This window comes from Pantoea sp. X-Soil-TKNS-1279 (assembly GCF_059730565.1).
On sequence record NZ_AP035948.1, the window covers coordinates 3,714,325 to 3,727,576 of the forward strand.

Genomic DNA, 13,252 nt, shown 5'->3' on the forward strand with positions numbered 1-13,252 from the left:
TTATTTTAAGAGAGGCGAAGTGTCTGGTGATCTAAGGGGCTAATCTAGGATTCCAGTGGAACGCAATGAATACTATAGGGATGATTTATCAAGTTGTCGCATAGGTACTTCCCAAAACAGTGTTATGTGAGTGTGTTTGAGCGCTTCAGGCTGAACAGATTACTTGCCTGCAAACTCTGAGTGGCATCAGGAAAATAGGACTTAACGTATAAGTTATTTTCCCTTTTAGGCTGGGCTATTACCTGTCTTAAATTCCTTCAAAACAGGTAATAGTCATAACATAGGGATTCCGAATTGAATCCTAACCATTATATGCCTTTATCCAGGGGCTTCTACTGAAGTCAGCTAAATCCGGATTACCATTTTTACAATATGCAAAACGAATCTTAAGCTGCGTCATTATCGCTACAAGTAATGGATTATCGGTTGGAAACTCTATATAGAATGATGTAATTAACCCATTAGAATCGGAGTTGCCAACATGGTCACGAGGGATAGCCTGAGTGAAATCAGTTTCCGCACATATTGGTATATTAGAAAGTAAATTGCCTTCCTGTGATACCTTAATATTAAAGGGCATGCGTGCGTTACCATTAACCACTTGGGCCGTTTTAGATGCATATTCAACATTAATCAATGCCTCATTAACCGGTGGTGACACGATCGTATATACCCCTGATTGCACACTCATGCTCCAGTCGCTCAGCTTCAGCGCCGCCTTCAGGCCCGTTCCGGTCCTCTGCGCCGTGTAGGTCATGCGGTAGGTGCCGTTGCCGTTGTCCTGCCAGCTGCTGCCTGCCTTCGGCTGCGCGTTCGGTACCGTCACGCTGCTGGTGTTCAGCGCCGACGCCTGACCGCTCACCGGATTCCCCCCCGCACCCTGCAGCATCACCGTCACCGCCATGTCAGCGTTGGCGACGTAGCTGGTCTTGTCCAGCGTGATGGCAGACATCTCCTCTGCCGCCGCACCCGCCGTGATGGCATAGGCTGCCGACTGCACTGCACTGAACCAGTTCAGCTTCAGCGTGGCCCTCAGGCCCGTCCTGGCCGTCTGCGCCGTGTAGGTCATGCCGTAGATGCCGTTGCCGTTGTCCTTCCAGCTGCTGCCCGCCTTCGGCACCGCGTTCGGCACCGTCACGCTGCTGGTATTCAGCACCGACGCCTGGCCGGTTACCGGATTCCCCCCCGCATCCTGCAGCGTCACCGTCACCGCCATGTCAGTGCCGGAAACATAGCTGGTTTTGTCCAGCGCGATGGCGGACTTCGCCTGTGCCACCGTACCCGCCGTGACCGCATAGGCCGCCGACTGCACGTTGCTGCTCCAGCCATCCAGCTTCAGCGTTGCCTTCAGGCCCGTGCCGGTCCTCTGCGCCGTGTAGGTCATGCGGTAGGTGCCGTTGCCGTTGTCCTGCCAGCTGCTGCCCGCCTTCGGCAGCGCGTTCGGCACCGTCACGCTGGTGCTCAGCACCGACGCCTGACCGCTCACCGGATTCCCCTCCACGTCCTGCAGCGTCACCGTCACCGCCATGCCATCGCCAGCGACATAGCTGGTTTTATTCAGCGTGATGGCAGACATCTCCTCCGCCGCTGTGCCCGCCGTGATGGCATAGGCTGCCGACTCAGGGCGGCTGCTCCAGCCATCCAGCTTCAGCGTTGCCTTCAGGCCCGTGCCGGTCCTCTGCGCCGTGTAGGTCATGCGGTAGGTGCCGTTGCCGTTGTCCTGCCAGCTGCTGCCCGCCTTCGGCTGCGCGTTCGGCACCGTCACGCTGGTGCTCAGCACCGACGCCTGACCGGTTACCGGATTACCCTCCACGTCCTGCAGCGTCACCGTCACCGCCATGCCATCGCCAGCGACATAGCTGGTTTTATTCAGCGTGATGGCAGACATCTCCTCCGCCGCTGTGCCCGCCGTGATGGCATAGGCTGCCGACTCAGGGCGGCTGCTCCAGCCATCCAGCTTCAGCGTTGCCTTCAGGCCCGTGCCGGTCCTCTGCGCCGTGTAGGTCATGCGGTAGGTGCCGTTGCCGTTGTCCTGCCAGCTGCTGCCCGCCTTCAGCACCGCGTTCGGCACCGTCACGCTGCTGGTATTCAGCACCGACGCCTGGCCGGTTACCGGATTACCCTCCGCATCCTGCAGCATCACCGTCACCACCATGTCAGCGTTGGCGACGTAGCTGGTCTTGTCCAGCGTGATGGCAGACATCTCCTCTGCTGCCGCACCCGCCGTGATGGCATAGGCTGCCGACTCAGGGCGGCTGCTCCAGCCATCCAGCTTCAGCGTTGCCTTCAGGCCCGTGCCGGTCCTCTGCGCCGTGTAGGTCATGCGGTAGGTGCCGTTACCGTTGTCCTGCCAGCTGCTGCCCGCCTTCAGCACCGCGTTCGGCACCGTCACGCTGCTGGTATTCAGCACCGACGCCTGGCCGGTTACCGGATTACCCTCCGCATCCTGCAGCATCACCGTCACCACCATGTCAGCGTTGGCGACGTAGCTGGTCTTGTCCAGCGTGATGGCAGACATCTCCTCTGCTGCCGCACCCGCCGTGATGGCATAGGCTGCCGACTCAGGGCGGCTGCTCCAGCCATCCAGCTTCAGCGTTGCCTTCAGGCCCGTGCCGGTCCTCTGCGCCGTGTAGGTCATGCCGTAGGTGCCGTTACCGTTGTCCTGCCAGCTGCTGCCCGCCTTCGGCACCGCGTTCGGCACCGTCACGCTGGTGCTCAGCACCGACGCCTGACCGCTCACCGGATTCCCCTCCGCGTCCTGCAGCGTCACCGTCACCGCCATGTCAGTGCCGGAAACATAGCTGGCTTTATTCAGCGCGATGGCGGATTTCGCCTGCGCCACCGTACCCGCCGTGACCGCATAGGCTGCCGACTGCACGTTGCTGCTCCAGCCATCCAGCTTCAGCGTTGCCTTCAGGCCCGTGCCGGTCCTCTGCGCCGTGTAGGTCATGCCGTAGGTGCCGTTACCGTTGTCCTGCCAGCTGCTGCCCGCCTTCGGCTGCGCGTTCGGTACCGTCACGCTGCTGGTGTTCAGCGCTGATGCCTGACCGCTCACCGGATTCCCCTCCGCGTCCTGCAGCGTCACCGTCACCGCCATGTCAGTGCCGGAAACATAGCTGGCTTTATTCAGCGCGATGGCAGACTTCGCCTGCGCCACCGTACCCGCCGTGACCGCATAGGCCGCCGACTGCACGTTGCTGCTCCAGCCATCCAGCTTCAGCGTTGCCTTCAGGCCCGTGCCGGTTCTCTGCGCCGTGTAGGTCATGCCGTAGGTGCCGTTGCCGTTGTCCTGCCAGCTGCTGCCCGCCTTCGGCTGCGTGTTCGGCACCGTCACGCTGGTGCTCAGCACCGACGCCTGACCGGTTACCGGATTACCCTCCGCGTCCTGCAGCGTCACCGTCACCGCCATGTCAGTGCCGGAAACATAGCTGGTTTTGTCCAGCGCGATGGCAGACTTCGCCTGCGCCACCGTACCCGCCGTGACCGCATAGGCCGCCGACTGCACGTTGCTGCTCCAGCCATCCAGCTTCAGCGTTGCCTTCAGGCCCGTGCCGGTCCTCTGCGCCGTGTAGGTCATGCCGTAGGTGCCGTTACCGTTGTCCTGCCAGCTGCTGCCCGCCTTCGGCACCGCGTTCGGCACCGTCACGCTGGTGCTCAGCACCGACGCCTGACCGCTCACCGGATTCCCCTCCGCGTCCTGCAGCGTCACCGTCACCGCCATGTCGCCACCGGAAACATAGCTGGCTTTATTCAGCTCGATGGCGGACTTCGCCTGCGCCACCGTACCCGCCGTGACCGCATAGGCCGCCGACTGCACGTTGCTGCTCCAGCCATCCAGCTTCAGCGTTGCCTTCAGGCCCGTGCCGGTCCTCTGCGCCGTGTAGGTCATGCCGTAGGTGCCGTTACCGTTGTCCTGCCAGCTGCTGCCCGCCTTCGGCACCGCGTTCGGCACCGTCACGCTGGTGCTCAGCACCGACGCCTGACCGCTCACCGGATTACCCTCCGCGTCCTGCAGCGTCACCGTCACCGCCATGTCGCCACCGGAAACATAGCTGGCTTTATTCAGCGCGATGGCGGATTTCGCCTGCGCCACCGTACCCGCCGTGACCGCATAGGCCGCCGACTGCACGTTGCTGCTCCAGCCATCCAGCTTCAGCGTTGCCTTCAGGCCCGTGCCGGTTCTCTGCGCCGTGTAGGTCATGCCGTAGGTGCCGTTGCCGTTGTCCTGCCAGCTGCTGCCCGCCTTCGGCTGCGCGTTCGGCACCGTCACGCTGGTGCTCAGCACCGACGCCTGACCGGTTACCGGATTACCCTCCGCGTCCTGCAGCGTCACCGTCACCGCCATGTCAGTGCCGGAAACATAGCTGGTTTTGTCCAGCGCGATGGCAGACTTCGCCTGCGCCACCGTACCCGCCGTGACCGCATAGGCCGCCGACTGCACGTTGCTGCTCCAGCCATCCAGCTTCAGCGTTGCCTTCAGGCCCGTGCCGGTCCTCTGCGCCGTGTAGGTCATGCCGTAGGTGCCGTTACCGTTGTCCTGCCAGCTGCTGCCCGCCTTCGGCACCGCGTTCGGCACCGTCACGCTGGTGCTCAGCACCGACGCCTGACCGCTCACCGGATTCCCCTCCGCGTCCTGCAGCGTCACCGTCACCGCCATGTCGCCACCGGAAACATAGCTGGCTTTATTCAGCGCGATGGCGGATTTCGCCTGCGCCGCTGTTCCGGCCAGCAGTCCAATAATTACTTCATCGTATTTTTCCGGATTGCCGTTCAGCGCCGCTCTCACCTTCCAGTCCGCCGGATCCGTGCTCAACGGAGCCGTCAGGCTAAAAGTCGCCTTACCCTCTTTATCTGTTTCATGCGCCGTGGTGTTGCCTGTGCTGGTTATATCCAGCGCAACCTTTTCCATCGGCACACCATCCTGGTCAGTCACCTGCACAGTAAATACCGTATTATCCCCCACCTTCGCCTGATGCGGCGGGTCAATAAACTTCACCGTCGTCGCAGCACTGAAGGTGATACCCAGCGGCTGTGACTTTCTGCTCATACTGTCCTTCCCGGCTCCGACGCCAGAAACCCTGAGTACATCAGGCTGTAAGGAAGCCACGATGATGTCTTCACCGCTGGTTGTTATCTCGCTGAATTTCACTAGCGACCGCCCGTTGTTACCTGTCATTTGCCGGGTTTTATCCAGCTTGCCCAGCGACGGATTGCTGTGCGACCAATACACCGGCAGGTCTGCCACTGGTTTACCGTCTTGATCTAACACTGTCGCTTCGAACACCAGCGTCCCATTGTCACCGGCGTTAAACTTAAAGTTCCCGTTACCCAGATTTTCCCCACCACCGGTTACAGCGGCAATTTCCAATGTGTCGAGGTTGAGCTGTGGTCCGGTCTGCTGAGCACTACCCGACGTGCCGCGCAGTCCTGCCTTATTGACTGGCGTCACTTCGTACACCAATGTTCTGCCTGCATCGGCAGTTGTCAGTTGATATTGATGCGTGGTGGACAATATCTCTCCCGGAGTACCTTCACGATACCAGTGCTGCACAGACTCCCCTTCATCCTCCCCTTCATTGGTAATGAAGGTGTAGCTACCAGTCAGCGTACTTCCAGTTTCTGACTCCCCACTGATGCGCACATCCGTCACTGAAGGGGCAAAATCTCCCGGCTGTACCGTCAGGCGATATTCGGCCCGGCTATACAAATGTGACCGTGCAGCATCCTGGTATTCTTCAGCAGAGATGATCACTTCACCGCGCTTCAGTGGTGCTACAGTTCCACCTTGTTCACTCACCACCTGCGCAAACTCTGGTTGGCTGGAGTGATAGACAATAAAGCCGCCACGCCCGCCTTTCACTGCATGGGTATAGGGCGCGCTGCCTGCCTTCACGGTCAGTGAAATCGGCTCAAAATAGAGGCGTAGATCTTTGTCGCGCTGCTGGTACGCCAGCACGATATTGTTGTTACGGTTGACAAAATCATGACGCGCGTCTTTCAGAGACGGCAGTACTGCGGCAGCGTCTGGGTCCAGCATCTGGGCCAGACTACGTCCAAACTGCCAGTTCAGGTTAAGACCGAGACGGGTATCATCGTCCTGACCACTGATGGCACTGTGTTCCGCATTCAGTGCCAGCAGTGGTACTGGCTGCCAACGCGCACCCAGCGTCACGCCGTACGGATCGCGGCTCGTCTGGCTGCGGGTGCCGTTCACATCCACTTTGTCGCCATACCACTGAAAGAAGGTACCTTTGATGCCCAAGTGCTGGCTCACCGCAGTGTCGATGGACAGATCCCAGCCGAGTGCTGCACGCTCATACAAATCGTATAACTGCGGGTTATCATTAAGATTGTTATCACGCGACAGACGCCAGTCGCTGAGCGGAAGGTAATAGTTGAACGAGGCATGGATGTTGTCACCCCAAAGTTCGCCTCCCAGACCAAGCCGACTGTGATGGCGAGTCAGGTCGCGATCATAGAAGATATTGCTGCCCGCCAACCAATGGTCGTTCACATCATGGCGATAGCCTAACCCGGCATTGAGCTGGTTACGTTCGTTCCAGCGATGGAAACTCAGTTGGGTAAATAACGTGCTGTCTTCCCAGTCCATTAATGGCCAGAAGTAATCCAGCCCGGCATCACGGTTATGGTTGCCGGAAATGCCAGTATCGAGAGTGACTCTGGCTTTGGCACCGCCCGTGTTCAGCCACTTTTCTATCTCGGCAGTCAGCGCACTATTAACGGTACTGCTTGCCACGCCACGCGCCGCATCACCAGCGCTGCCGTGTTGCGCGGCCCCCCAAAACTGTGCCATCTGCTCACGCAATAGCTGAGCCTTTTCTGTCGCGGCATCTGAGACCGGTTTCTGATCCAGCATTGCCGGGACAATCACCGTCTGACCACGCAGGTTTTTCAGCTGCCTCACCGTTTTAAACGGGCGGTTCAGGTTGTTGAGCTGCTCCAGAGACAGTTGATGACGGAACGCCACCTCGGCGGGATCCTCGCCTCTCTTGAGGGTGTAAAGCTGGACAACAGATAAGCCCTGCATGGTTGAGGCATTGTAAGGTAACAACAACCATTGTTTAGAACTCAGGCCTGATTTACGAATGAGCTTCTTCTGTTCACGAGCCAGGTCGGCGATGGTGAAACGGAATTCTTCAGCCACCGCAGCCAGGGATTTACCCGCCGTATTATGCCAACTGACATAATACGGGCCAGTTTCTGCTGAAGGCACGAGGCTCTCTCCCCCCGAACGCGCATGTGCAGGCAGGGAAAAAAGGAAAACAGTAAATAAATAGTGAAATAAGACAAAAATAGCTTGCCAGCGTAGATAGGGGGGGATAGTCCGTTCCGTCATAACTCATTTCTCAAACCAGAGAGCCAAGGGCGTTGGATGTGGTGACTTAAACACCAAGCATCCGCGCAATTGTTTCTGGTATGCATGCCGCTGAGCTATATGCGAAAAGCGATAAAAACCTAACTAAATCATGACAATCTTAAGTTATTCTGAGTAAACAGATTCAACCCTGTTTGGATACAATTTCAGGGTTTGGTGATGTTAAATTTGGTTATTCTTTCCGTATTGAAAATTAAAGATAACGAGATTCGGCGGGAGATAATCTTACTATGGAAAATAGGACCTTCAGACAGGAACCGCAAACATCAGGCAACAATTATCAGGTTAATATCAGACTGGAATCATGAAATTTCCTGTAACACAACGAAAAAAAGCCAGCATTATGATGTGCTGGCTTTTGATTTCAGATGGCAGGCAATTCCGCCAATGGCCAACGTGGCCGGACGCTGACGCCCAACTCACCACGCGTACCCCCTTTCAGACGCACCATGCCTGCGTAAGCAATCATTGCGCCGTTGTCGGTGCAGAATTCCGGACGGGCGTAAAACACTTCGCCGCCACGGGCCTGCATCATGTCAGCCATACGCTCACGTAACGTACGGTTGGCGCTCACGCCACCCGCAATCACCAGACGTTTAAAACCGGTCTGATCCAGCGCACGCTTACATTTAATCATCAGGGTATCCACCACCGCGTCCTCGAAGGCGCGGGCAATGTCGGCACGCGCCTGTTCATCCCCTGCATGTTCACGAATGGTGTTGGCCGCGAACGTTTTAAGGCCGGAGAAGCTAAAATCAAGGCCGGGGCGATCGGTCATCGGGCGTGGAAACGTGAAGCGACCCGGTGTGCCCTGCTGTGCCATCCGCGATAGCATTGGCCCGCCCGGATAGTCGAGGCCCAGCAGCTTGGCGGTTTTATCGAAGGCTTCACCTGCCGCATCATCGATAGATTCGCCCAGCAGCGCGTATTCACCAATACCCGTGACGCTTATCAGCTGAGTGTGCCCGCCCGATACCAGCAGCGCGACAAACGGGAAGTCCGGTGGGTTATCTTCCAGCATCGGGGCCAGCAGATGGCCTTCCATATGATGGACGGGCACCGCCGGTACATTCCAGGCAAACGCCAGCGCGCGTCCAACGGTCGCTCCCACTAACAGCGCCCCGACCAGACCCGGTCCGGCGGTATAAGCCACCGCATCAATCTGCTGCGGCTGTAATCCGGCCTGTTTTAACGCCGCCTGAATCAACGGCACCGTTTTACGCACATGATCGCGCGATGCCAGTTCCGGCACCACACCGCCGTAATCGGCATGCAATTTTACCTGGCTATATAATTGATTTGCCAGCAGACCGGACGCATCGTCATAAATCGCGATGCCGGTTTCATCGCAGGACGTTTCAATACCCAGAACTCGCATAGCTTTCCTACCCTCTTCTTGCGGCGCGCAGTGTATCACAGGGAGATTACCGGCCGGACATCTTTGGGCTGGAAAAAGTGTTTTTCCGCCGCGCAAAGAGTGCGCTATACTCCACGGCCTGAAAAAACCGGCAGCCGCAATGGCAAACGCCCCTGTTGGTTTCAATTTGTCCTTGGTGCTTTACAAGCCAACCGCGGTTGGAGTAGAATTATGCACCATTTTGAAATGTGCTGGCGCCGCAGCCAGCAGCAAAACCGAATTTTATCGAGGTGAGAGTTACATGCCGGTAATTAAAGTACGTGAAAACGAGCCGTTCGACGTAGCACTGCGTCGCTTCAAGCGTTCCTGCGAGAAAGCAGGCGTTCTGGCTGAAGTTCGTCGTCGTGAGTTCTATGAAAAACCGACTACCGAACGTAAGCGCGCTAAAGCGTCTGCTGTTAAGCGTCATGCCAAGAAACTGGCTCGCGAAAACGCACGCCGCACTCGTCTGTACTAATTTCTTTCGGAGGTTCGCCTCCGCCGCGTGATCAACGCAGACAGAGTCAAGTAAGAGGCCGTGCTTTCCGAAAGGAAGCGCGGCTTGTTGCCGTTTATGAGCTGAAAAATCGGGGCTTATGGCTGGACGAATTCCACGCGTATTTATCAATGACTTACTTGCCCGCACGGACATCGTGGACCTTATCGATGCCCGCGTAAAGCTGAAAAAGCAGGGTAAGAACTATCACGCGTGTTGCCCATTCCATAACGAAAAGACGCCCTCTTTCACCGTAAACGGCGATAAGCAGTTTTATCACTGCTTCGGCTGTGGTGCCCACGGCAATGCCATCGACTTCCTGATGAATTTCGATCGTCTGGAATTTGTTGAGAGCATTGAGGAACTGGCCACCCAGCACGGCCTTGAAGTGCCTTATGAAGCGGGTAACGGCCCCAGCCAGATGGAACGCCATCAGCGCCAAAGCCTTTACCAACTGTTGGAAGGCCTGAACACCTTTTATCAGCAGAGTCTGCGCCAGCCGCAGGCACAGCTTGCTCAGCAGTATCTCGCCACCCGCGGCCTTAGCCAGCAAGTGATTGATCACTTCGCTATTGGCTATGCTCCACCGGGTTGGGATAACGCGCTCAAGCGCTTCGGTCAGCAGAAAGATGATCGAGAGTCGCTGATGGAAGCTGGCATGCTGGTTAGCAATGACAAAGGCCGGACGTACGATCGCTTTCGCGACCGCATCATGTTTCCGATTCGCGATAAACGTGGACGAGTCATTGGTTTTGGCGGTCGGGTGCTGGGCAACGATACGCCGAAATACCTGAACTCGCCGGAAACACCGATTTTCCATAAAGGCCGTCAGTTGTATGGCCTGTATGAAGCGCAGAAAAATCATCCCCAACCAGCGCGTCTGCTGGTCGTGGAAGGTTATATGGATGTGGTGGCACTTGCGCAGTTCGGCATTGATTATGCCGTTGCTTCGCTGGGAACCTCAACCACCGCCGAACATATCCAGCTGCTGTTTCGCTCGACGGAAAATGTGATTTGCTGTTACGACGGCGACCGCGCGGGTCGTGAAGCCGCCTGGCGTGCACTCGAAACCGCATTGCCTTACATGAATGATGGTCGTCAGCTACGCTTTATGTTTTTGCCTGATGGCGAGGACCCGGACACGCTGGTGCGCAAAGAGGGCAAAGTGGCGTTTGAAGCAAGGATGGAGCAGGCAATGCCGCTCTCCACGTTTCTGTTCGACAGCCTGCTGCCGCAAGTTGATCTGAGCACGCGCGACGGTAAAGCACGCCTGAGTACGCTGGCACTGCCGTTGATCAGCCAGATCCCGGGCGAGACCCTGCGCATTTATATGCGCCAGGAATTAGGTAATAAACTCGGCATTCTTGACGATAACCAGTTAGAGAAGCTACTGCCGAAACAGGCCGAGAGTGGTGCCGCACCCACTGCACCGCCACTGAAGCGCACCACCATGCGCGTGCTGGTTGCCTTGTTGGTGCAAAATCCGCAGTTCGCCGCGATGGTGCCTGCTCTCGAAGGTCTTGAGCAGTCAAAAATGGCGGGTTTGCCGCTGTTCGTGGAGTTAGTCAGCCGTTGTTCTGAGAATCCTGGCCTGACGACCGGACAGCTACTAGAGTTATATCGCGGGACAAATTTTAGTCAGACACTTGAAACACTGGCCACCTGGAACCACATGATAGTGGATGAAGAGGCCGAAGCGGTCTTCCAGGATTCGCTGGCAAGTCTTTACGATTCCGCGTTGGAGCAGCGCCTTGAAGCGCTTATCGCGCGCGACCGTACCGAAGGATTAAGTGCCGCCGAACGTCGTGAATTCTGGGCACTGAGCCAGGCACTGGCAAAGAAATAATCGTTTTAAGCGCCTTGGTTGCCGATACCGTTAAAATGGCAGGGAACCGGGGCGATAAGCATTAGCGGAACCAGGCGAGAAGCCAGGCCCGGAAAAAAGAATCCAAGCGGCTTAAGTGCCGATTATAGAAGGGCAAAAGCCCTGGCCGCGACGAAGGCAGCGGCAAAAACACAACGCCTTCACTGTTATTGTTGGCTCGCTGCCGACCGACACCAATCTAATTAACAGAAGTGTGGATACCGTCTTATGGAGCAAAACCCGCAGTCACAGCTTAAGCTACTTGTCACCCGTGGTAAGGAGCAGGGCTATCTGACCTATGCTGAGGTCAATGACCATCTGCCGGAAGATATCGTCGACTCCGATCAGATCGAAGACATCATCCAGATGATTAACGATATGGGTATTCAGGTGGTGGAAGAAGCCCCTGATGCCGATGATCTGATGCTGAATGAAAACAGTGCCGATACCGACGAAGATGCCGCGGAAGCCGCCGCTCAGGTGTTATCCAGCGTTGAATCTGAAATTGGCCGTACCACCGACCCGGTGCGCATGTACATGCGTGAAATGGGTACTGTTGAACTGCTGACGCGTGAAGGCGAAATCGACATCGCTAAACGCATCGAAGACGGCATCAACCAGGTTCAGTGCTCCGTTGCAGAATATCCGGAAGCGATCACCTATCTGCTCGATCAGTACGATCGTGTTGAAGCGGGCGAATCACGTCTGTCCGACCTGATCACCGGCTTTGTCGATCCGAATGCAGAAGAAGATCTGGCACCAACTGCGACTCATGTCGGTTCTGAGCTGTCTGAAGAAGACCGCGACGACGACGATGAAGACGACGAAGAAAGCGATGACGACAGTTCTGACGACGATAACTCTATCGATCCAGAACTGGCGCGCGAAAAATTCGTTGAGCTGCGTACACAGTATGAAACGACCCGCACGGTGATTAAAGCCAAGGGCCGCAGCCATGTCGACGCAGTTGCCGAAATTCAGAATCTTTCTGAAGTGTTCAAACAGTTCCGCCTGGTACCGAAGCAATTCGATTACCTGGTGAACAACATGCGTGAAATGATGGAGCGTGTGCGTACTCAGGAACGCATCATCATGAAGCTGTGTGTTGAACTGTGCAAAATGCCGAAGAAAAACTTTATCACGCTGTTCACCGGCAACGAAACCAGTGAAAGCTGGTTCAAAGCCGCGCTGGCAATGAACAAGCCGTGGTCTGAAAAACTGCTGGAAGTGCAGGATGACGTTATGCGTTGCCTGCAAAAACTGCTGCAAATTGAAGAAGAAACCGGCCTGACCATTGAGCAGGTCAAAGACATCAACCGTCGTATGTCTATCGGCGAAGCCAAAGCGCGTCGTGCGAAGAAAGAGATGGTGGAAGCTAACCTGCGTCTGGTGATTTCAATCGCCAAGAAATACACCAACCGTGGTTTGCAGTTCCTCGACCTGATTCAGGAAGGTAACATCGGCCTGATGAAAGCGGTTGATAAGTTTGAATACCGTCGTGGTTATAAGTTCTCAACTTACGCCACCTGGTGGATCCGTCAGGCCATCACCCGTTCTATCGCCGACCAGGCACGTACCATCCGTATTCCGGTGCATATGATTGAGACCATCAACAAACTCAACCGTATTTCGCGCCAGATGTTGCAGGAGATGGGCCGCGAACCGACGCCGGAAGAACTGGCTGAGCGTATGCTGATGCCGGAAGATAAAATCCGCAAAGTGCTGAAAATCGCTAAAGAGCCGATCTCTATGGAGACGCCGATTGGTGATGATGAAGATTCGCATCTGGGCGATTTTATCGAAGACACCACGCTGGAGCTGCCGCTGGACTCTGCTACTTCTGAGAGCCTGCGTTCCGCAACCCACGACGTGCTGGCGGGTCTGACTGCGCGTGAAGCGAAAGTGCTGCGTATGCGTTTTGGTATCGATATGAATACCGACCACACGCTGGAAGAGGTAGGCAAACAGTTCGACGTAACGCGTGAGCGTATTCGTCAGATTGAAGCCAAGGCGCTGCGTAAACTGCGTCACCCGAGCCGTTCCGAAGTACTGCGTAGCTTCCTTGACGACTGATTTGGTCCAAAACAAAAAACCCCGGCT

At 56.5% G+C, this 13,252-nt stretch carries 5 protein-coding genes; 3 read left to right on the forward strand and 2 right to left on the reverse strand.

The annotated features are described in order from the left end of the window. Positions 1–301: 301 nt before the first annotated feature. Positions 302–7,234 carry an invasin domain 3-containing protein gene (locus AC6I8N_RS17245; RefSeq protein ID WP_497829556.1) on the reverse strand — a complete coding sequence of 2,311 codons (6,933 nt, stop codon included), beginning with the start codon at positions 7,232–7,234 and terminating at the stop codon, positions 302–304. 526 nt (positions 7,235–7,760) lie between these two features. Then, positions 7,761–8,774, reverse strand: coding sequence for a tRNA (adenosine(37)-N6)-threonylcarbamoyltransferase complex transferase subunit TsaD (tsaD, locus tag AC6I8N_RS17250; protein ID WP_021183468.1), 1,014 nt, complete (start codon positions 8,772–8,774; stop codon positions 7,761–7,763). Between the two features lie 280 nt (positions 8,775–9,054). Between tsaD and rpsU the strand changes: the two genes are divergently transcribed. The 3 genes from rpsU to rpoD all read left to right on the forward strand — a co-directional run bounded on the left by rpsU (position 9,055) and on the right by rpoD (position 13,225). Continuing rightward, positions 9,055–9,270: a 30S ribosomal protein S21 gene (rpsU, locus tag AC6I8N_RS17255; RefSeq protein WP_001144069.1), complete on the forward strand. Its 216-nt coding sequence runs from the start codon at positions 9,055–9,057 to the stop codon at positions 9,268–9,270. Between the two features lie 118 nt (positions 9,271–9,388). Next, positions 9,389–11,134 (forward strand): DNA primase, encoded by a 1,746-nt coding sequence (gene dnaG / locus AC6I8N_RS17260; RefSeq protein WP_021183469.1) that lies wholly within the window; start codon positions 9,389–9,391, stop codon positions 11,132–11,134. A 246-nt stretch (positions 11,135–11,380) separates the two neighbouring features. Next, complete coding sequence (rpoD, locus tag AC6I8N_RS17265; RefSeq protein WP_497829557.1) at positions 11,381–13,225, forward strand: RNA polymerase sigma factor RpoD; 1,845 nt, start codon at positions 11,381–11,383, stop codon at positions 13,223–13,225. Positions 13,226–13,252: the final 27 nt, after the last annotated feature.